We start from the raw sequence: 21462 nt of genomic DNA on the forward strand, positions 1-21462 counted from the left end.
TGGCGTGTGCGGGTCTGTGCACCGGCAGACCTGCCTTCTGCTCAAGGGTACCGCATTGGGCGTGTGGAGGCGATGACCGGGCGCTGTGATACCCGCTCCCCTGCCCTGTTTTTCTACGGTTTTTCGGCCGTTTTGTGGGCGGGTTAAACGCCGAGGGGCGGGGATTACTCCCCGCCCCTCAGGCGTATGCGTTTTAAGATTTTGTGGTCACGAGCCTCAGCCCGCAGAGCCTAACTCGCGAGGGTTAGCCCATGAACACGCCGTTGCCGCGCTTCTCCAGCTGCTTCGGCGCGAAAGTCGCGTGGCGAATATGATCCACCTCGATGAGCACGTTATCGCCCATAGCGCCAGTCACGTGAACACGGCGGCCGATCATGTTGTTCTCACCAATACGGTCATCCTTCGCAGACGCAGTCGTAATGTGCATATCGCGAATGTTGTTCTCAATGTAGAAACCGTACAGGGAAGCCTTCGCCCAGCTGTAAGGGTTGTGCGAGCGGGCAGCCACAAAACGGCTACCGCGTGCGTTACGGCCAATGTACCAGTTCGCCGCCTCGTCGCCTCGAGCAGCGCCGGTAACAGCATCCTGGAAGCTCGAAGATTCACCCAGGCAGCCAATGAACTGGTTGTTCCCCCACTCCACGAGCCAGCCGTGACCGGCGTTCTCCTGGGCGGTGCAGCCAATGAACATGTTGCGGGTGCCCTGAATGAACCAGCCTGCACCCACGTGGCGGGTCTTCACCTCGTACAAGGCGTTCTTACCCTGGTTGCGCTTGTTGAACCAGCTGGTGGACGCCTCGAACTTGGACTGAGAAGTGTAAATCTCGATGCCCGCGTAGGTGCCGAAGCTCATGTTTGCGTCAGAAACGTCAATCATGGAGAACTTGTTATCTGCCGCGCCGGGGGTGTCACCCTCGCGGGGGCGCAGCGGGTGGCCGACAGGCTTGCCGACCAGCAGGCCCTGGCGCAGGGTCTGGCGGATGCGCAGCTTGTCAATCTTCATGCCCTGGTCGTCCAGGCCCAGGATTGCAACGCCAATGGCGGTGTCCCAGATTTCGATGTTGGACAGGGTGGGCACTGCGTCCGGCTCACCGGGGTTAGCGTCCGCAATGCGGGTGTGGAAGATGACGCCTGCAACGTTGTCGACGGGCTGGGTATGCTTCTCCAGGAAAATCTGGTTGCTCTTAGAATCCAGCGGCAGGTTGTACTTGTTGGTGCGGATGAACAGGTCACGCACGCCCATACGCATGGGCTTGTTCTGGTTGGTGCCACCGCTCATGGGGGTGGTGTAGCTACCGGTGTGGAAAACGCCGGTGCATTCGTAGCTACCGTTCTTGGTGGAGGGAATACCCTTGTCGGTGAAAGCGACGATTCGGGTTGCCTGACCGTGGCCGAAGATCTCGACGCGGTGCTTCATTTCGATGAAGGGGTAGGAGACGCGGTACATGCCGCCGGGAATCTCCACAGAGCCGCCGCCCTGCGCAGCAACATCATCGATAGCCTTCTGGATAGCACTAGTGGAGTCTCGTACGCCGGTGGGGTCAGCGTTGTACTTGGAATCGCATACGTTCACGCTCATGATGGTAGCCATGGAGTGTCCTCTTTCTTGGCGGATACAGACAGCGATTAGCGCATAGATAGAATCTAAGCGCGTCATTAAGCTGAGTGTATCCAGTTGTGTTTGAGTGAATAAATGGTTTTGAGCTTCCTTCCGGTTGAGGGAGTGAGTCTCTTCCGGTGTGGGATGCGGGCGGGGAGTGAATCCGCTGCATCAATGCTCGTGGGCGGTGTGAGGGAGTGAATCTCAACCATTCCCACATGAGTCATAAATTCTTGCATACAGGATGCAAATCTGTCTAACCCATCGACAAAATATTCTAGGGCAAAATTGGGGCTTTTTCACCGCTCAACACCCGATAGTGTTGATTGTCTCGCCGGTCACTTTGATGCAATAGAGTGCACATAACCCACAGAAAACCAACTGACCAGTACAAATACCATATTTTGCACACAAATGCACTAGTCAGAGAGTTTTTCGATGAATGCGCGCTATATCACTTCATAGACAGGTCATCCAGTCCCAAAGAACCCATTAAAACCCCTCATCAGAGGCTTATCTCACAGGCTCAGAGGCCCCCAATAGCACCCGCCGAGCACCCCGGCAGATAGGGTTCAAGCCCCTACTGAACTTCCTTCGCGGAGGCGGCACCCACCACATCCAAGCGCGCATAGCGGCCCGCAAGCCAGGTACAAATCATCAACTGAACCTGATGGAAAATCATGATTGGCAGCATCATCAGACCCAGCGAGCCCGCACCAAAAATAATGATCGCCATCGGCAGGCCAGCCGCCAGCGACTTCTTCGAACCGCAGAACTGAATCGTAATGCGGTCGGCACGGTTGAACCCCAGGCGCTTAGCCAGCTGGTCGGTCAGCCACAGCATGAACACCACAATAATCGCCATGAGCACGACCAGCAGCACAATCTGCCACCACGCCACGCGCGTCCACACACCCTGCACCACCGAGGCAGAGAACGCCGAATACACAATCATCATGACCGAGAACTTATCCAACCACTTGGTGGTCGGCTTCTTGGCGAACTCCCCCACCCAGCGGCGCGTCAGCTGACCGAGCACAAACGGCAGGAACAGCTGAATGGCAATGTCCAGGAAGACCGTTCCAGAGAACTCAATATGGCCCGTGTTCATCAGCATCATGGCGAGCAGCGGGGTCGCCACCACACCCACAATCGAAGAGAGCGAGGCGCTCACAATCGCCGCCGCCACGTTACCGCCGGCAATCGAGGTGAACGCAATCGACGCCTGCACGGTCGAGGGCACAAAGGTCAAGAACAGAATGCCCATGTACAACCCATCACCGAGCACAAGACGTAGCGGTGAAAGCGCCAAACCGACCAGGGGGAACAGCACGAACGTGCAGCTCAGAATCATCAGGTGCAGACGCCAGTGGGTCAGGCCGCGAATAGCCTCCGCGGTGGAGAGGCGAGCGCCGTACAGGTAGAACAGCAGGGCGACCGCGAACTTCGTTCCGGTGCTGAACCAGTCGGCGAAGTCGCCGCGCGCCGGCACAATAATTGCGAGGATAACCGCGCTAATGAGCATGGTCAGCAGCGGGTCAAGTTTGATAGAGCGAAGGGATGAGAGCATGCTGTCCATTCTAGACCTGTGTCTGTGTGAAGGGTCGGGGGTGCCGGGTGCATCTCAGCTGTAGGCGGGGTGTTGAAGGTTATGTGCGGCTGTAGCAACCGACTACGAGCCTGTGAGGAGGCGGTTAACGGCAGAACCCGTCGGGGCGCCTCAGGCACCCCGACGGGTTCGTGAAGGTTATTGAGCTGTGCGGCTCAGGCGGGCGCTTAGAGCGCACCCGGGCGGATACTGGCTACTTCTTATCGCCGTCGAAGCCGTAACCCTGACCGTACGAGCCACCCTCAGAGGAGTTGTTGCCGTACTGGCCGTAGCCATACTGCTCGGGAGCAGGCTGGCCGTTAGAAGACTGGCCGTTAGGCTGGCCATTAGAGGGCTGCTCAGGTGCGGGCTGGCCTGCACCGTTCTGGGTTGCACTGTTCTGGCCTGCGGCAGGCTGACCCGGTGCGGGCATCTGCGGGCCACCGGGAGCGCCCGGTGCCGGCACGCCACCGGCGGCAGCGTACGCATCCCAACGCTGGCCGTGGAAGGCACGAGCCTGCTCGGTGAGCCAGCCAGCGAACAGCGTCGAGTTCGCGTCGAACTCGGGGGCGTTCTCGGGCTTGGGGTACACGTCCACGGTCTCCAGGGTGTGGTCAGCCCACGCGTCCTGGTGCTCGCGCATGAACTCGGTGGACTGAATCGGGTCAGGCCACATGTGCACCGGCTCAGATGCCGGAATCAGGACAGGAACGCGCGGTGCGGCGTCCTTGACCGGGTTCTCAGTCGGGCGCCAGAACAGGCGGCCGGGCTGGGTGCGGTCACGCAGTGCGTGCGCACGCCAGGTGAGAATCGGGTGGCTTGCCAGCAGGTTCACGTACCAGACGGCAAGACCGCGGTCGGTGACCGCACGGTCGGCAAGCTCATCGAAGTTGACCTGCTTGTTCAGGTACTTACCTGCCGCAAGCACCTTGACGGCACCCTCAGCGCCCTCGGGGCAGAAGCGGTAACCGAAGTTATCGGCGGTGTACTCCTGCGAGCGGGACAGCGCACTCGACAGCACCGGAATCTGGTTGAACAGCGTAGTGAAAATCAGACGGAAATAACCGACGTGACCTGCGGCGATGTGGCCCACCTCGTGGCCAATGATGAAGCGCAGAGCCTGCGGGTCACGGGACTTACCGCCGATCTCGAACAGGTCAGAGTACAGGCAGATGTAGCGGCGGAAGCCGTGACCTGCCGCGAAAGCGTTCATGGTGCCGTTACCGAGAACAACGTACGCGTCCGGCACGCGGCGCAGGCCTGCCGCCTCCGCTGCTTCGGCGAGCATCTGGTACGCCTCAGGGAACTGGGTCGGGGTGATGCGCACACCGCGAACACGCTGCTGTGCGTAGTAGATTGCACGAACAATGAAGATGGCAATCGGGCCCAGGATGAGCAGACCAACCGTCTGGAAAATCAGGTCTTCCAGGCTTGCGGAGGTGCTGCCGGAAGGTACTCGAACCGAGCCTTCACCGGTTGAGCTGAAGACGTAACGCATCATCGAGCTGAACAGGTCAGCCAGCGCCATGAACAGCACAATGTAGCCGACCGCGGTGACGGCGTAGGCGGCGACCAGCCACGGAATTTCGGAGGGGTGACGCAGCGCGTGCAGCACCTTCGGCGGCAGCATCGACTGGTAGGCGAAGAGCTTCGGCTGGGGCAGGGGGCTGACCGGCTTCTGGCGCTCGTCTTCGGGGAGCCAGCCGGCGGAGAGGTCCTGCGGGAGGGGCTCACCGGGGGCGTGGAATGCCTGCTGGCCGGGCTGGGCGTTGAACTGCCCGCCGGGCTGCTGGTGGTTTTCAGGGGGTTGAGTCATGTCTCGTCCGCTTCGTATCGAGTGTTATCTGATTCCACTCTATCGTTTTTGGGCACTTACTAGTGAATGTGAATGCGCTTTTTCTCATAGAATGCCCATTCGCGACGCTACAGTACGCCACAGTGCTGGGATGCGCAGTGCCGGGGCGCACAGTGCAGAGACTCTGGGGTGAGCAGCCTTGCGGGCATAAGAAATCCGCCGCAGCACCCATACAGAATGGGCGCCACGGCGGATCACTTTACGCTGAGCCGCCTACACGGCGGGGGGCTTAGAGGCTCTTGACGAGTTCCTCGGTAGCCTCAGCGATAGCCTTCTCCTCGTTGGTGGGGATGACCAGCACCTTAATAGCGGAATCCTCGGTGGAAATCACGCGCGGCTCGGGGGAACGCTTAGCGTTCTCTTCCTCGTTGTACTTGATGCCCAGTGCGCCGAGGCGGTCCAGGACCAGCTTGCGGAAGTCGCCGGAGTTCTCACCGATACCTGCGGTGAAGATCAGTGCCTGCGCGCCGCCAACAACCAGGTTGTAGCCGCCAATGTACTTCATCAGGCGGTAGGAGGTCATGTCCAGTGCGAGCTGTGCACGCTCGTCACCGGACTGTGCAGCCTCAACGACCTTACGCATGTCGTTGGAGCCAGCCAGTGCGAGCAGGCCGGACTCCTTGTTCAGAATGGTGTCCAGGCGGGCACCGTCGATGCCCTCACGAACCAGAATAGTGGTCAGTGCCGAGGGGTCGATGTCGCCGGAGCGGGTACCCATGATCAGGCCAGCCAGCGGGGTGTAGCCCATGGAGGTGTCGACGGACTTGCCGCCCTTCACAGCGGTCACGGACGCGCCGTTACCGAGGTGAGCAACGATGCCGTTGAACTCGTCGCGTGCAATGCCGAGCATGTCAGCTGCAACGTGGGAGACGTACTCGTGGCTGGTGCCGTGGAAGCCGTAGCGGCGGATGCTGTACTTGTCAGCCAGGTCGTAGGGGATTGCGTAGCGCCATGCTTCTTCGGGCATGGTGGAGTGGAACGCGGTGTCGAAGATAGCAACCTGCGGCAGGGAGGGCCACTTGTGCATTGCTGCGCGCATGCCCTGAGCGTGTGCGGGGTTGTGCAGCGGTGCCAGCGGGGAGAGGTCGTCGATCTGCTGGACAACTTCCTCGGTGAGCAGGGCGGGGTGGGTGAACTTCTCTGCACCCTGCACCACGCGGTGGCCGACTGCCTGCAGCTCACGGCCTGCCAGGACGGGCTCGAGCTTCTCGGACATGATGTCGAATGCGACTTCGTGGTTGGGCACGTCGGTGCCGATGTTTTCGACGAGGCCGGAGGTCAGCATCTGCTCTGCCTCGGGCAGGGAGGTGTCACGCACCTGGTACTTCAGGGAGGAAGAACCAGCGTTCACAACGAGAATAAGCATGAAAGTATCTTCTTTCGTAGTTTTCTTTTCGTTCCATTCTCGCACTTTTCGAGCCTGCGTGCGAGACGGCCCCGACCGTGTTTTTAACGGGGGGTTTTTATCGCGGGCGGTATCAGGGCATTATCGGGGGCAGGAGGGGCGGGTGTGCACAGTGTGGCGCCGTACTCGTTCAGAAGTGCCACCGACGAATCGGTCCAGGCTATAGGTTTGGCCCTATAGATTCGCATTTCGTCCTCGATAGTTCTTGGAGAAAAACGTAGTACTTGGGTCAGCTCACGCATCTAAATTCACCACTTCTTTGAAACAATCAAGGTTAGAGCGCGAGTGAAGGACAATCACAACCTGCTTGTCACTGCCCTCGATAGCGCACGCCATCGATTCGAGCTCAGCGCGCTCCTCTGACGGAGTGAGACCCTTCAAGGTCTCATCAAGCAACACAAGCCGGGTAGCGCCTTCACGTAATACGGAACGCGCAAGCATGAGCCCGCTCGAATTCGATGCTTCAGATGCGAACGGATCGATATCTGGTACGATTACCACTTCGCCTTGGGGATACCGGCGGTATAGAGCATCAAGCATGACGGACTTCCCCGCGCCAGTTGGTCCAATCAAGGCAACCATAGAACACCCAGAGTCAAGAACACTCTCAAGCAGAGCCAGGTCAGCAGACCGCGCGGGCGGATAAGAACGGTCGGCCCGGTACTCTTCAAGCATCCGAACACGCTCCGCAGTCAAGCTGACTACACCAACCTGTTGCAGCGTCTCCACCGTAGATTGGATGCCAGATGACAGAGTTACTGCAAAATATATTACGACCGCGGGAGCAACCACTGAGTTCGATCCTTCGACCATCAGTGCCAATACCACTGCAGAAACATTCAGTGACAACACAAGCGACTGAATCAGTCCCGTACGCAGTGCGTAGGCGTTCGCCAACTGAATCGAGCTGCTGACGTATGCAGCCTCCGAATGAGCGTAGGCTTCTTCTCCAGCCCGACGTAGCCCTGCACTGACGGGCGCAGCGTGTAAGCCAGCCTGGGCACCAACCACCCCGATGAAGTCACCTCGGCGATTGGCAGCCGTCGTCGAGGCAGGGAGAATCCACTTTGAACCCTGACGCATAGCAAGCATCGCTAGGGGTGCTACCGCCAACACAACGATTATGAACAGCGGGGCGCCGGCCACTGCGCCTCCGATGAGCATAAAGGTCTGTAGAATGACCATAAATACCGAACCCAGGGCGCTAGGCACCGACATCTGAAGGTCGGAGAAGTCTTCACCCATCCGCCCCATGACCGCACCGCTTGTTCTAGGACTAGCGAATCGATCGAGCCTCCGTATAATCCTGTCGTGCAAATCGCTCAGCCTAGCGATGGGAGCCAAGTAGAGCGGGCCAAAGAACATGACGGACCCAACAATTGCTGCCAGTGCGCAAGCAGCTGACACTCCAGCAACCTGAGCAGACAGCCCATCACTGTGAGCAATCGTCATTGCAAAAGCAACTTCGGATCCGCTCAAGAGTAGGGCGCCACACGTAATCCACACCAAATGCGGCCCAAACAACAACAGGGCCGATCGTCGGAATGTGGCACGCTTCGGCTCAGGGTCAGGAAGGTCCTGTCTCTCGCTCACATCCGTCGAACCAGCATCTGCCTCCTTAGCTGCCCCGGGGCTATGAGCCTGCAACTCAAGAGGGCCTACCCTCGCATCATTGCCGGGGGTGAAGGCACTCGGTACGTACTCCTCCGAGCTTGCCAGAAGTGTGCACGTTGGCACGCACTCTAAGATCTTCTCGGCAACCACTTCTCGTGCTACAGGATCAAGCGCTGCGAACGTATCGTCCAAAATTAGCCAGTCCGGTTTGTCTGCCAAAACGATAGCGACAGCAGCACGGTGTCTCTCTCCTGACGACAAGGTTGTTGCGTCTTGCCAGAACCGCCCGATCACATCCTCAGTGAGCCCCATATCTAAAGCGAGGCTAGTGAACCGGGATACCTGATGTGGCGAAGCAGAAGCTCGCCACGCTGACAACACCGAATGGGACATTTCCGGGTTGCGTGGTACGAAAGCAGAATCGGGGGTGGTCACGGATGTGCGCAATGCTTCAGCGCGCTCAGACGTAGCTGCAAGCACCTCTCTAGAATTTGAAGGCTGCCCCACCCAGTCCTGCTGTTTAACCGTGCAATTTGGAGACGACTCGAGCTTATCGAGCTCACGCATCATTGGCACAGCGAGCCGAATAACCCGATAGTTTACGATGTTGTTCTGCACCGCTGCGTACAGGTAGCGGGCAGCCAAAATAATTCCAACACCGAAATGAGCGGATGGCCAGAACCACGCGCCGAGAACCGCAACCACAGCGAGCACCGCAGTTAGTGCTCCCCGTTCAAGGAATCCATTCAGGACCTGCAACGGGACCCGTCTGTGCAGAAGCTGCTCTTCGGTGTTTCGGATGCTAGCGATCTTGTCCAGGGCGGTACCCCAGCTGGGGATGCTTTGCCCTCGAGGCATCGCGTTTGCTACACGCTGGATCCACTGCCTACGCTCTCCCTCTAGAGCGACGTACTGTTCCCATAGTCGGCCCACCAAGTTGATGAGACGGACGCTGACGAATACCAATCCAGTGATGAGCAACGCAGCGATGGCGCCGCTTGCACCATATAGCGCGAGCGAAGCCGCGAGAAAGGCAATAATCTGAACGGTTGAAACGGCGAAATCAACAACGAAGGCAAACTGGCTGATCTGTCCTGGGTATGTGAGAACATGTCCGTGAGCTTCCGGCGGATGGGATGACCTACTAAAGATGTCCCGGAAACGGCGGTATGTGAGATGTCGAACCGCGATCGTGAGAATAAGCTCTTGGCGTTCCTTCACCCAGTACCCTAGGCTTTCAGCCAGGAAAGCGAAGATGAGTAACCAAATAGCACTGCCTGGGGTCCTCTCACCTGACGTTACCCGGCCGATACCTGCCGTAATCATCAGAGCCCCTGCAACATTCAGTAGGCCAGCGGTGAAGACGGTGAAACTCGTGCTCGTTGGCGCGAATACCAAAGCAAGCCAGCGGATCCGTCTCGGCAGGTTCCGCGCTATCCTTTGATAGCGTACATACAAGTGCTCGATGGGCATGTCTCTCAGATGCAGGCTAGGAGCGCTCTGTGCTTCGCCCCGTCGCTTGTGATTAATCACCATTACATTTCCAGTCATTCGGTATTCGAGTTCAGGTGTACGGCCTCGTTAAACCGCAAAATAGATATCCAGAATACTTTCTGGTGTTCTGAGTGGTGGAAGCACCCGGAAGCATTATGTCGCCTGACCCTAATGTAGCAGACATGGGATGAATCACACGGCGACTACAGGAGCCTTACACAATGGTGGCGTGAGCAGATGGATTACCACATACCGATACTTATGTCTGCAACCGGCCCGTTCCGCTACTGCAAAGATGGATTCCACGATTCTGCCAGTTATAGGCGGGATACATTCTGGTGCGGCCCCTCCCCTGCTTCTTATGCTCGCGGGCTATTCTTCGTCGTCATCAACGGCGGGCAGGCCCAGCAGGGCGGTTCCCGCCTCGGTGAGGGACCAGCGCATCGTGCGGCCAGCCTTCACACCCTCAACAAACCCAAGCCCCTGCAGCAGTTTGAGCCTATCGCGCAGAGTCGGCGCCGTAACCCCCAGCGCCTCCTGCAACTCGCTCGAAGTGGGGGCAACCGGCGCACGGAAAATCTGCACCTGCCCCAGCAGGTACAGCAGCCGCAGAACATCATCAAGCTTCTTCGAAGTCAGCCCGGGGGTGCCACCCGTCCAGGTGCGGCTGCCCTCCAGCTCAGCGATACGCTTGCCAAGGGCACGCCACGCACGGTCACGTGATTCCAACTCGTCTACCAGGTGCTCCTGCGCTTGCTCGATCAGCCCCAGAAAAACATGCAGAAAACCGGTCACCTCACCGCAGTTGAGGGGTTCTTCCGCCGCGCTAAACGCCTTGTAGTAGCGGCTCTTCTGAATGTTGAGCGTGCTCGGCAGGGTGAGGGTCGTCAGCCGGGTGAGTGTATGCCCCAGGTGGGACACCAGCAGGTACCTGCCCAGGCGGCCGTTGCCGTCGTAGAAAGGGTGCGTGTATTCCACCATGAAATGCGCGGCGATCGCGGAGAATAGCGCCGGCACGTTCGGGTCGAGGGCATGGTCAAGCGCCGCCTGAACGTTGGCGGTGATGGTTACTTCGCTGTCGGGGGCGCGGTGAATTTCTCGGGTGTTGTCGTGGATAACCACGGGTTTGGTGCGGAATAGAGCCCCGTCTGGGCGGTCTTCTTCGGCGAGGTGCCCTTCGAGTAGCGTGTCGTAGAGGCTACGCACCTGCTCAACCGTGGAGGGTGGGCGGCCTGCCCCCAGGTCTTTGAGGAGGTTCACGAATTCGACGGCGCGTTTGGCGCGGGGGTCCTCGCTGTCGCCGGAGGTGAGTGCCTCAGAGATGAGCTGGCGTGTGGTGTGCACACCTTCGATACGGTCGGACGCCACGATGCTGCGTACTGCCAGGTCGAGTAGGTAGCTTTGCATGGCGATGCTGGGCAGTTGGGAGCTCAGCTGTTCGATGTGCCGTTCACGGCGCATGATGCGTTCGAAGGATGCGAGCGCGGTGCGGTCTGCCAGGTAGAACAGGGGGTGCTCCCCTACCGTGAATTCGTTGAGGAGGTAGGTGGAGTGGCCGTTGCGGCGTGCCTGCAGTTCGGTTTGTGCGGCGGCTTTGCCGCGTTCGTGGAAGATGCTTTTGAGGGTGCGGTACCTTGTGCCGGTGGTGTTCACGTGTACCCTCCTTGATGGTGTAAAAAATCGCGGTTTTTTTCATTATCCTCCCAATTTTCAGGAAATAGTGAAAAAATCCGCGATTTCTTTCATAATCCAGATCACAAATAGGCAGTTAGGGTGCCGGTAGGCTCCTCAACTTAGACCCCTGCAGGGGCTCATCCCAGTGTGAAGCATCGCCCATCGCTCTACTTGTTATGCTGCTTGAGCCATTTTTCAGCAAAGAGCTTGTAGCCCTGCGGTTCAAGAATATGAGACGCCTTCCACTTATTGGGTCGCTCCGCAGTACGGTGCAAACGCACGTAGTAGGCGGGGCTGAGGCTTCCCTCGACTCGCACGCTAACCGTAAGCCAGTAGGGGTTGTCCCCACCAGGAACTTTCAGGGTCGGGTCATCGACCAGTTCAGCGCTGATTACGGTTCCTTTCAAAAGGTCAATACGCGATTTAGGCCCGTACTCATTCTGCACTTCGGGGTCGACCATCGGGTAGAGCTCTTCTGACCATTCCTTGTACGGCTTGCCGCTGGTGTAGGCGGTGACAATTGCTTTCGCGGTTTCAAGCGCGCGACCACGGTCTTCGTCAGTGATGCTATTGAGGGTAGGAACGCTGGAGGGCTGCTGGGGTCCACCACCGGTTCCCGCCAGGGGTGAAGGGTCAAGGCTCACGGTCGGGGTCGGGGTCGGGGTCGCTGCCGCAGTGGTGGATGCCGCGGTGGTGCTTTCCGTCGCGCTCGGGGAGGCGGTCACCTCGGTGACGGTGGGGGTGCGGCCTGCGGTGGTGGTTGCGGGTGCAGGAGTAGTAGAGCTGGGGGTGGGGGTGCTGGTGGCGGTAGAGGTTCCGCTGGTGATGAGGGTTCCGCCCGGTGCGGAGCTATCGGTGCTAGCAGAGCAGCCGGTAGCGAGCAGTGCGAGGGCAGCGGCGGTTGCGGTGATTTTGCGGGTCATGGAGAGGGGCTTTCTCTGATGAACGGTATCTATGTATCGGTGTGATGCGTCTAGGCGGGGCATATGCTGGGCTGTGTAGCGTTGCGACCGCCTGCGGTTGGTGTCTGCGTCGGGCGTTGACGCATAGTGGGTGCACGGTTAGGTACCGGATTAGCGGTATGAATTCGGTTCTTTTTCGTGCAGTCCAGCTCATATCATGGTAGCTCAGGGCGAGCGCCTGCAGGATATCTGTATGCATGATAGGGTATCTTTTGACACCGATAAATATGTGCCGCCGTGTTTTTGCGTCTTGCAGTCCTCGATGTTGTGTTCTGGCTCAGATGCTTTTCCTGCGGTACCGCATAGTTTCTCATCACTCATTCAATCTCTGCCCTCCTGCTGGGGGTGGGTTTGTCGCGCCCCGAATTGTGGGGTCTACGTATTTTGGAGATTGTTATGGAGAACAAGGGTGGAGTCACTATCCCCCGCTGGGCTTTCGGACTGGCTGCAGCTGTCGTTGCCCTCCTCGTCGTACTGGTCATCGTGCTTATTCCGCGCGGCGGCGATAATTCCAATACCTCCGCCGCGGGCGGTTCGAACGGTGCGGCTCAGTCGAAGGCCACCTCAACGGTAGCGGCAGGCACCTGCGGCGCTGGCGCCTCAGACGACCAGGCAGTACTGGATGCAGCCCCCAAGGACACCACGTGGATAACCACTGATGGGGGTTGGATGGGTCCGGTATCGAAGACCGCCGGTCCGATGGCGAACTCCCCGATTCGTAACTGCTTCGAACATTCAGCTGAGGGTGCGCTCTACGCTGCTATGTGGGCAACCATCGAGATTAACGAGGCACCAGAAGCCTATATGCCGACTGTCGTTGGTCCGGGTGCTGAAAAAATTCGTGAGGACCGGCTGAAAGACACTAAAACCCGCACTGTAGTGCGTATTGCTGGCTACCGCTATGTCTCCTACACCCCGGAGCGTGCGACTGTGCGTCTGCTCTTCCAGATTCCCTCAGGCGCATACCGTAGCTGGGATGCAGTCATGGAGTGGCACGACGGTGACTGGCACTACTGGGCTCCCACGACTATTCCTGCAATTAGCAACGTTGACCCCGACGAGTTCATTACCTGGGAAGCCTAAAAACTAAAAACCGGCACAACCGATAAAAGCGCGGTGGGGCACGACCTTTCATTAGGTCGTGCCCCACCGCGTTTATACGTTTAAGACAGCTCTAGGCGCTACCCGCTAGAGCACATCCGGGTGGACCGCCACCTCCACGGCGGCAGGCAGCACCCGCGCGCTAATGCGGTGCGCCGACGGCGCCGGGTCGCCATCCACCTCAACCGGCTGCGCACCATCCGGGAACTCCAGCACCACCTCGGACCCCACCAGGTGGCGAATCACCGGTAGATCAATGCGCGGCGAACCCAGAATCGTACGGCGCATCACCTTCGCCATCAGCAGGCCCCACTCCACCAGGTCACGCGGGGACGCCACAATCACCTCAAGCTTGCCGTCGTGCACATCCGTCATATCCGCCAGGCGAATACCGCCCTGCAGGCGACCGCAATTCGCAACCAGCACCGAACGCATGGGCAGGATGCGGGGCTCCCCACCGTCCACGCTGATGCGCACCGGATGCGACCTGCCCAGCATGTGCTTCATGCCGGACTGCACGTATGCAACCCAGCCGAACTTCGCCTTAATCTCCTCGTTCGTATCGTTCATGACGAGCGCGTCAAAGCCGGCACCACTCATCACAAAGAACGTGTGTTCTGTTTCTTCGCCGGTGGTGCCCGTAGTCGTCATCTCGATCGCATCAACACTCTGACCTGCACCGTTGAGCGCAATATTCACGCACGCCGCCACGTCACTCACCGGGATGTACAGGTTGCGCGCCAGCAGGTTGCCGGTGCCCATCGGCAAAATACCCAGGCGCGGCTTGCGTCCCTCGTGATGCGCCAGCGCCGCCGCCACGGCACGCACCGTGCCGTCACCACCTGCGGCAATCAGCAGGTCAACGCCCTCGGCAATCAGCTCGCGGGCGGCCTCTGAGCCGGGCTCGTCCACGCGGGTGGTGCGCACCAGCGCCTTCGGGTGGCCGTTCGCCGCGAGGATACGTTCCAGAATCTCAATAGCCACCGCAACGCCGGGCTTGCTCGGGTTGTACACCACGCCCACACGCTGCGCTTCACCGGTGGGCAGGATCGGCAGAACGCCGAAGGGCGCGCCCAGTTCGATAGCGCGTCGGCGCGCCTTCTTGCGGGCACCAGTGGCGGAGGCGGTCAGCGCCGCCGCCGCAGAAACACCAAGGAGTTTACGGTAAAGAGGCATAGTTCTTAGACTACCTGCCCACGCAAAAACCCGCCCACCGGTTACGCGGTGAGCGGGTTTTCGACCGAGTTTGAGATTACTCAGCGGCTACGACCGGGATAACCTCGGCACCGCCCATGTACAGATGAGGGAGCCGGGTGCGAGCGCGCGAGCACTCAAGAGGCTTCCGAATCAGGCGAGGTAACGAGCCTGGAGCCTCAGGGATTACCACAGAACCGTCAGCCTGCTGGTGGGACGGAGGTGGGGAATTCCGAGCGCGCGAGGCACTAAATCCCCCGCCGGAGTGGAGACTCACTCCAGCAGGCATCCCTTATTCAGCGACAGCGGGGATAACCTCGGCGCCGCCCATGTACGGGCGCAGTGCTTCCGGAATCACAACAGAACCGTCAGCCTGCTGGTGAGTCTCCAGGATGGCCACCAACCAGCGAGTGGTTGCCAGGGTGCCGTTCAGGGTTGCCACAGAGCGGGTGCGGCCCTTACGCACGTTGCCTGCCTCGTCCACGGTGTCCGGGGTGCGCTCGCGAATGTTCAGGCGGCGCGCCTGGTAGGTGGTGCAGTTCGAGGTGGAGGTCAGCTCACGGTAGGTGCCCTGGGTGGGGACCCACGCCTCGCAGTCGAACTTGCGGGCTGCGGAGGTGCCCAGGTCGCCTGCGGCGGTGTCAATCACGCGGTATGCGAGGCCGCAGCGCTGCAGCATTTCCTCTTCGAGGGACAGCAGCTTCTCGTGCATCTCTTCTGCCTGCTCGACGGGGCAGTAGACGAACATTTCAGCCTTGTTGAACTGGTGCACGCGAATGATGCCGCGGGTGTCCTTACCTGCGGAGCCTGCCTCGCGGCGGTAGCAGGAGGACCAGCCCAGGTACTTCTTCGCACCCTTCTCGAAGTCGAGAATTTCGTCGGTGTGGTAGCCGGCGAGCGCCACCTCGGAGGTGCCGACCAGGTACAGGTCGTCGCGTTCGAGGCGGTAGATTTCGTCGTCGTGCTTGACGTTGAAGCCGGTGCCGTTCATGATTTCGGGGCGTACCAGGGTGGGGGTGGTCATCATGGTGAAGCCGTGCTGGGTGGCCAGGTCGAGCGCCATCCACATGAGTGCCTGCTCCAGGCGTGCTACCTGGCCCTTGAGGAAGTAGAAGCGTGCGCCGGAGACCTTCGCGCCGCGTGCCATGTCGATGCCGTCGACGAGTTCGCCGATTTCGAGGTGGTCGCGCGGCTCGAAGCCGTCAGCGGTGAAGTCGCGGGGGGTACCGACCTTCTTGACGACCACGTAGTCGTCTTCGCCGCCGGTGGGCACGCCATCGATGATGAGGTTCTCGATGCTGCTGATCAGTTCCTCGTATTCGGCGGTCTTCGCCTCGGAGGCTGCCTTCGCATCGTTGACGCGGGCGGCCAGTTCCTTGGCCTGTGCAACGAGTGCGGGCTTTTCTTCCTTGGGTGCCTTGGCAACCTTCTTGCCGAAGGCGTTCTGCTCGGCGCGCAGGGTCTCGTATTCGCCGATGAGTGCGCGGCGTGCGGCGTCGGCTTCGAGGATGCGGTCGACGTGGGTTTCGTCCTTGCCGCGTGCTCGCTGAGAGGCGCGGAAGACGTCGGGGTTTTCGCGGAGGAGGTTAATATCAATCACTGTTTTATCCTACCTAATCTTGCGGTGGGTTGTGGGCGGGGTTTGCGCTGGTGGGGCGCGGGTAGGTGCGGGGGTGTCTAGCGGCGGCCGGCTGGTGGTGCCGCCGGTGATGTTGTAAGTGGTGCCGTTAGTGGCGCTGCAGCTGTGCGGGGCGGCCGTTCGGGAAGAGCGATTCCAGCCACTCGTGCGCAGAGTCGAAGGAGGCGTCGGAGTGGATGCTGTCGACCTCGGTGTTTTCGTGGTCAGCGCGCGGGTAGGAGCCGAGGAATTTCAGCGTCGGGGAGACGCGGTGCAGGCCGCGCAGTGCATCGCGCATGCGTGCCTCGTAGATGTGGCCGTCGGCGTCGATGCTGAACGAGTAGGAACCCATGCCTTCGCCGGTGGGGCGCGATTCGATGCGGGAGAGGTTCACGCCGCGCACCGAGAACTGTTCGAGCAGTTCGAGCAGGGCGCCGGCGCGGTTGGCGGGCAGCGGCACGGTCAGGGTGGTCTTGTCGGAGCCGGTCGGTTCGGGGATGTCGGCGGTGCGGGAGAGCAGCACGAAGCGGGTTACGGCGTTCTTGTTGTCGCCGATGTTGTCCTGCAGTACGTGCAGTTCCGGGTGGTAGTTCAGCAGCGCCGGGGAGCAGATTGCCGCATCGTAGGTGCAGCCCTCTTCGAGCAGGCCGACAGCCGCCGCCGCGGTGGAGGAGCCGGGCAGGTAGGCGGCGGTGGGTACGTTCTCCTGCGCCCAGCCGCGCACCTGCGCCCAGGCGTGCGAGTGGGTGGAGATGGTCTTGACGTCTTCGATGCTGATGGGCTTCGCGGCGACCAGCACGAAGCGGATCGGCACGAGCACCTCGCGGATAATGCGTACACCCTCGCTGGCTGCGATAGCGTCCAGGGTGGCGCTCACGCCTCCCTCCACGGAGTTTTCGATGGGCACCATGGCGGCGTCCGCCTCGCCCGCGTTCAGGCGTGCGAGCGCGTCGGGCACGCTGGTGGCGGGGATGCGTTCGGCGTCGGATGCGCCGGGGACGCTCAGCAGGGCGGATTCAGTGAAGGTGCCGGAGGGGCCCAGATAGGTGTATCGCATGGTCACCATGGTATCGGGTTGGGGTCGGTAGCGGTGGGGTTTCGCCCGTGCCGTATATATCTCGGAATGGCTTCGGTCATGGGTTGGCGATTTTAGGGGTGGGTTAGTGACGTTGGGGGTGGTTAAGACCCACCCCCAACGTCACTAACCTATCCCCGAAGGAACTAACCTATCCCCGAAACCTAACCCGCGAACTGGCGCACCCGCGCGGTGTCCCAGTACTGGGCGGGTACGCCTCCACCCATGAGCTCGCGGGAAATAGCGGCCGCCTGCACGGAGCCGGCCTCCGGCAGGGGCGCGTGCGAGCCGGCAATAATGACGTTGCCGCGGCGGCGACCCTTCAACATGGCCGAATCCGCCACGATGCACACGTACTCGAACACCTCGAGCAGGGCGGACGCCTCCGCGCGGGCACCGGTCAGCGCCGGCCCGTCGCCGCAGTTCAGGATGTACAGGCCGCCGGGTGCGAGCGACTCGGCGACGGTGCGGGTGAACTCGACGGTGGTGAGCGCCTCGGGGGTGGTGTCCCCGGCGAATACGTCACGAATCAGCACGTCGCGGGAAGCCGGGGCAAACGTGGAGGTGACGGCCCCCGCCTCACCCACGCGAATCTTCACGCGCGGCGCCTTGGGGATGTCGAACCAGGCGCGCACATACTCGGCGAGCTTGGCGTCCAGCTCAACGACCGTGTTGCGGCTGGTCGGGTACAGGTCAGCGAAATAGCGCGCCATCGAGCACGCGCCGCCACCCAGGTGGGTGATGCGCAGCTTCGCGGCGTCCAGGTGCTCCTCCACGTGCGAGGAGACGACTGCGGCGATCCAGCGCATGTACTCAAAATCCAGCTGGCGGGGCTCGCCCACGATTACGTGGGAGGACTGCACGCCGTTGATGAGCAGCAGCCAGCCGTCGGCGTGGTAGCCGTCGGGGACGAGCTCCGCCTCACCCGTGGAGATGGGGTACACGCCTGCCACCGCGCCCTGCACGGGGGTGTTCTCGGTATCGTCAGCCCGGTTCTTCTGGTTCTTCTGCGCCTTCTGGGATTTCTTCGGTGCCCTGCTCTTTTTCGCCATACCCTCTAGCCTAGCCGACGACCCGCCCCCGGTCAGCGCCGCACCTAATCGGGGGCGGGCCGCCCGACGGCGCTCGCATCCCGGGGTGCCGCTCCTGCACGCCCCTAGCGTACACACCCGCAAGGAACCGCCTCCACAGGGGCCAGCTGAGTAGACTAGAACCCATGGGATTTGTATGTCAGGGCCGCTACGCGCTCGCACCAATTGAACCGACCGACGCCGAAAAATACGTCAACCTGCAGCTGGACTGCATGGAGCAAACCTACGACCCGATCTACTTCAACACGCTCGGGGAAAGCTTCACCGCCCGCCACCGCGCCGAACGCAACGAATACCTCGAAGACTTCCACCGCCACCTCTCCTCCCCCACCGTGCGCGGCTTCTTCGCCTATGAGGTGCCCGGCTGGACCCCCGACGGCGGGCTCTCCTGCTCCATCGGCGCACGCATCAACTGGGATAAGCCGGTCGGCCTGGCGCTCTCCCTGTGCGAGCCCTCCTCCTGGGAACTCGAACGCGCCGAGTCCCTCCCCGAACTGCCTGCAGGCACCCGCAAACTCGTGCACCTGTACACCCTCAACCACATGCACGGCACCGGGCTCGGTCAGGCACTCTACGAGTCCGTCATCTACCCGGACGAAAACTCCTACCTGTGGGTCATGGCAGAAAACGAACGAGCGCTCTCCTTCTACGAGCGGCTCGGCTACCAGCGCAACAGCATCGAATTTGAGGCACGCGGCATCTGGGCACCCGGACGCAGCGTACGATACGCGCGCATCCTCAACCCCTAAGCTCACCCCCTAAACAGCACGCCACACCCCGAGGCGGCACGCACGGCACCCCCACCCCGCAACAGCCGCGCATCCGCCCCACATGACGCAGCGCACCGCACACCCTGTTAGGCACCACCCCCACAACGCCTTAAGATAGAAGATGACATATAAGCTCGACGCACCCGCGCACAGGAGCATATACACCCCTGCGCAACCGCGGGACCCAGCGCCGAACATCGCATAGAAGGACAGTAAAACAATGACCACCGGTCTTTACCTCTCCGCTATGTCCCAGAACTCGGGCAAGTCCCTCGTCGCCCTGGGCCTAGCAGACTCCCTCATCAAGCGCGCAGACCGCGTCGGCTTCTTCCGCCCCGTCTTCGACGGCGCAACCATCGCAGACGACCCCATGGCACGCCTCATCCGTGAACACTTCGGCCTGACCGAAGAGCAGGTCGGCGGCGCAGTCTCCATGACCGACGCACTCGCACTCATCGCAGAAGGCGACACCGAAGAGATCTCCGCACGCGCAGTCTCCGCATACGAGAAGGTCGCAGCACACAGCGACGTCGTAATCGTCGACGGCGTCTACCTGCCCGCCAACGCGCTCTCAGTCGAATTCGACCTGAACGTCCAGATCGCCCGTGACCTCGGCCTGCCCGTCGTCGCAATCGTCGGCGCACAGGAAGAAACCGTCGAAGAAGCAGTCACCGCAGTCGACGTGGCACGCACCGAACTGCTCGCCTCCAAGGTAGACCTGCTCGCAATCATCGTCGGCCGTGCAGAACCCGAACTGCGCGACGAAATCGAAAAGTCCGTCAAGCGCGGCGACGCAAACCTGCCCGTCTACGTACTGCCCGAAATCCCCGAACTGAACGCACCCACCGTCGGTGAAGTTGCCGAAGCCCTCAAGCTCGACACCGAAGGCATCAAGGCAGAAGACCTCAGCCGCGACATCCACGGCATCAAGGTCGCAGCAATGAACGTCTCCAACTTCCTCAACCAGTTCGTCGACGGCGACTTCGTCATCGTCCCCGGCGACCGTGCAGACATCGTCGCAGCAACCCTCGCATCCGCACTGGCACCGACCTTCCCCGCACCCTCCGGCGTGCTGCTCACCGGCGGCCTGGACGCGCTGCCCGGCAAGAACACCGCAGTCGGCTCCCTCATCGACAACGCGCCGTTCCCCGTGCTGTCCACCACCAAGGACACCTTCAAGTCTGCACGCGCAGTCTCCCGCGTCCGCGGCACCCTCGAAAGCGGCCACCAGCGCAAGCTCGCAGCGGCAATGGGCGGTTGGGACGAGCACGTCAACAAGGACGAACTGCTGGCACGCCTCGAAATTGAGCGCCCCGCATCCATGACCCCGCTGCGCTTCCTGCACAACCTCATCGAGACCGCACGCGCAAACCGCCGCTCCGTAGTCCTGCCCGAGGGTTACGACGTGCGAATCCTGCGTGCAGCCGAAATCATTGCACGCCGCGACTTCTGCGACCTGATCCTGCTCGGCAACCCCGCCAAGATCGCAGAGATCTGCCGGGCCGAAGGTATCGAACTGCCCAGCACCATTCGTATCATCGACATCGAAAACAACGAGTACACCGAGGACTTCGCAGCAACCTACGCTGAGCTGCGTGCACACAAGGGCGTCACCATCGAGGCCGCTCGCGAGCGCATGACCGACCCCTCGTACTTCGGCACCATGCTGGTTTACAAGGGCATCGCCGACGGCATGGTTTCCGGTGCTGTGAACACCACCGCGAACACCATCCGCCCCTCGCTCGAGTTCATCAAGACCCGCCCCGGCACCAAGATCGTCTCCTCCGTCTTCCTGATGCTGATGGAAGACCGCGTTCTGGTCTACGGCGACTGCGCAGTGAACCCGAACCCCAACGCAGAGCAGCTCGCCGACATTGCGAAGGCATCCGCGGAGACTGCACGCCAGTTCGGCGTCACCCCCAAGGTTGCTATGCTGTCCTACTCGACCGGCACCTCCGGCGCTGGCGCAGACGTGGACGTTGTGCGTGAGGCAACCGAGCTCGTGCGCGCTTCGAACCCCGACTTCGCGGTCGAGGGCCCGATCCAGTACGACGCTGCTTCGAACATGTCCATTGCGTCGACCAAGCTGCCCGGTAGCGAGGTCGCTGGTCAGGCTACCGTGTTCGTCTTCCCCGACCTGAACACCGGTAACAACACCTACAAGGCTGTTCAGCAGTCTTCGGGTGCTGCCGCTGTGGGCCCGGTTCTGCAGGGTCTGCGTAAGCCCGTGAACGACCTGTCGCGCGGTACCACCGTTGAGGACATCATCAACACCGTTGCGATCACCGCAATTCAGGCACAGAGCCTGTAAGCCGGTTTTTGACCGCTGAATGAGGCCGCCCCGGCCACTGCACCCCCGTGTGGGTGCGGTGGACGGGGCGGTTCTTTTAATGCGCCGAGAAGCCACATGTGTTTCGAAAA

The 21462-nt window shown here is 60.9% G+C and carries 14 protein-coding genes; 3 read left to right on the forward strand and 11 right to left on the reverse strand.

The genetic code is table 11. The features are described from left to right. Nucleotides 1–244: 244 nt before the first annotated feature. The 7 genes from HMPREF2971_RS03500 to HMPREF2971_RS03530 form a co-directional block, all read right to left on the reverse strand. Nucleotides 245–1591, reverse strand: a complete 1347-nt coding sequence (locus HMPREF2971_RS03500) for a glycosyl hydrolase family 28-related protein (RefSeq protein ID WP_049346245.1) — start codon at nucleotides 1589–1591, stop codon at nucleotides 245–247. Nucleotides 1592–2180: 589 nt separating this feature from the next. Beyond that, on the reverse strand, nucleotides 2181–3179 hold the full coding sequence (locus HMPREF2971_RS03505) for a bile acid:sodium symporter family protein (protein ID WP_012902746.1): 999 nt from the start codon (nucleotides 3177–3179) through the stop codon (nucleotides 2181–2183). A 223-nt stretch (nucleotides 3180–3402) separates the two neighbouring features. Continuing rightward, entirely contained in the window at nucleotides 3403–5004 is a 1602-nt protein-coding gene (locus HMPREF2971_RS03510) for a M48 family metallopeptidase (protein WP_070691331.1), read from the reverse strand. 268 nt (nucleotides 5005–5272) lie between these two features. Then, a complete protein-coding gene (locus HMPREF2971_RS03515) occupies nucleotides 5273–6409 on the reverse strand; it encodes an acetate/propionate family kinase (RefSeq protein ID WP_049340494.1) in 1137 nt (378 codons plus the stop codon). Between the two features lie 273 nt (nucleotides 6410–6682). Beyond that, complete coding sequence (locus HMPREF2971_RS03520) at nucleotides 6683–9598, reverse strand: hypothetical protein (RefSeq protein ID WP_070691334.1); 2916 nt, start codon at nucleotides 9596–9598, stop codon at nucleotides 6683–6685. 330 nt (nucleotides 9599–9928) lie between these two features. Next, the gene (locus tag HMPREF2971_RS03525) at nucleotides 9929–11209 is read right to left on the reverse strand and encodes a Fic family protein (protein ID WP_070691337.1); all 1281 of its coding nucleotides are present in this window, start codon (nucleotides 11207–11209) and stop codon (nucleotides 9929–9931) included. A gap of 188 nt (nucleotides 11210–11397) precedes the next feature. Beyond that, nucleotides 11398–12153 carry a carbonic anhydrase gene (locus tag HMPREF2971_RS03530; protein WP_070691341.1) on the reverse strand — a complete coding sequence of 252 codons (756 nt, stop codon included), beginning with the start codon at nucleotides 12151–12153 and terminating at the stop codon, nucleotides 11398–11400. A gap of 435 nt (nucleotides 12154–12588) precedes the next feature. On the opposite strand from HMPREF2971_RS03530, the gene HMPREF2971_RS03535 reads away from it, so the two are divergent. Next, complete coding sequence (locus tag HMPREF2971_RS03535) at nucleotides 12589–13275, forward strand: DUF8175 domain-containg protein (protein WP_070691344.1); 687 nt, start codon at nucleotides 12589–12591, stop codon at nucleotides 13273–13275. A 105-nt stretch (nucleotides 13276–13380) separates the two neighbouring features. On the opposite strand, the gene HMPREF2971_RS03540 is transcribed toward HMPREF2971_RS03535, so the two are convergent. From HMPREF2971_RS03540 to HMPREF2971_RS03555, 4 genes are all read right to left on the reverse strand, one after another. After that, entirely contained in the window at nucleotides 13381–14469 is a 1089-nt protein-coding gene (locus HMPREF2971_RS03540; RefSeq protein WP_070691348.1) for a diacylglycerol/lipid kinase family protein, read from the reverse strand. 310 nt (nucleotides 14470–14779) lie between these two features. Further along, the gene (gene serS, locus HMPREF2971_RS03545) at nucleotides 14780–16087 is read right to left on the reverse strand and encodes a serine--tRNA ligase (protein WP_070691351.1); all 1308 of its coding nucleotides are present in this window, start codon (nucleotides 16085–16087) and stop codon (nucleotides 14780–14782) included. Between the two features lie 127 nt (nucleotides 16088–16214). Then, nucleotides 16215–17162, reverse strand: a complete 948-nt coding sequence (pheA, locus tag HMPREF2971_RS03550; protein ID WP_070691354.1) for a prephenate dehydratase — start codon at nucleotides 17160–17162, stop codon at nucleotides 16215–16217. Nucleotides 17163–17344: 182 nt separating this feature from the next. After that, nucleotides 17345–18232 (reverse strand): spermidine synthase, encoded by an 888-nt coding sequence (locus tag HMPREF2971_RS03555; RefSeq protein WP_070691357.1) that lies wholly within the window; start codon nucleotides 18230–18232, stop codon nucleotides 17345–17347. A gap of 164 nt (nucleotides 18233–18396) precedes the next feature. On the opposite strand from HMPREF2971_RS03555, the gene HMPREF2971_RS03560 reads away from it, so the two are divergent. Next, the gene (locus HMPREF2971_RS03560) at nucleotides 18397–19020 is read left to right on the forward strand and encodes a GNAT family N-acetyltransferase (protein WP_070691361.1); all 624 of its coding nucleotides are present in this window, start codon (nucleotides 18397–18399) and stop codon (nucleotides 19018–19020) included. 241 nt (nucleotides 19021–19261) lie between these two features. Beyond that, complete coding sequence (pta, locus tag HMPREF2971_RS03565) at nucleotides 19262–21352, forward strand: phosphate acetyltransferase (RefSeq protein WP_070691364.1); 2091 nt, start codon at nucleotides 19262–19264, stop codon at nucleotides 21350–21352. Nucleotides 21353–21462: the final 110 nt, after the last annotated feature.

The organism is Rothia sp. HMSC066G07, assembly GCF_001814485.1.
Taxonomy (GTDB): Bacteria; Actinomycetota; Actinomycetes; order Actinomycetales; family Micrococcaceae; genus Rothia.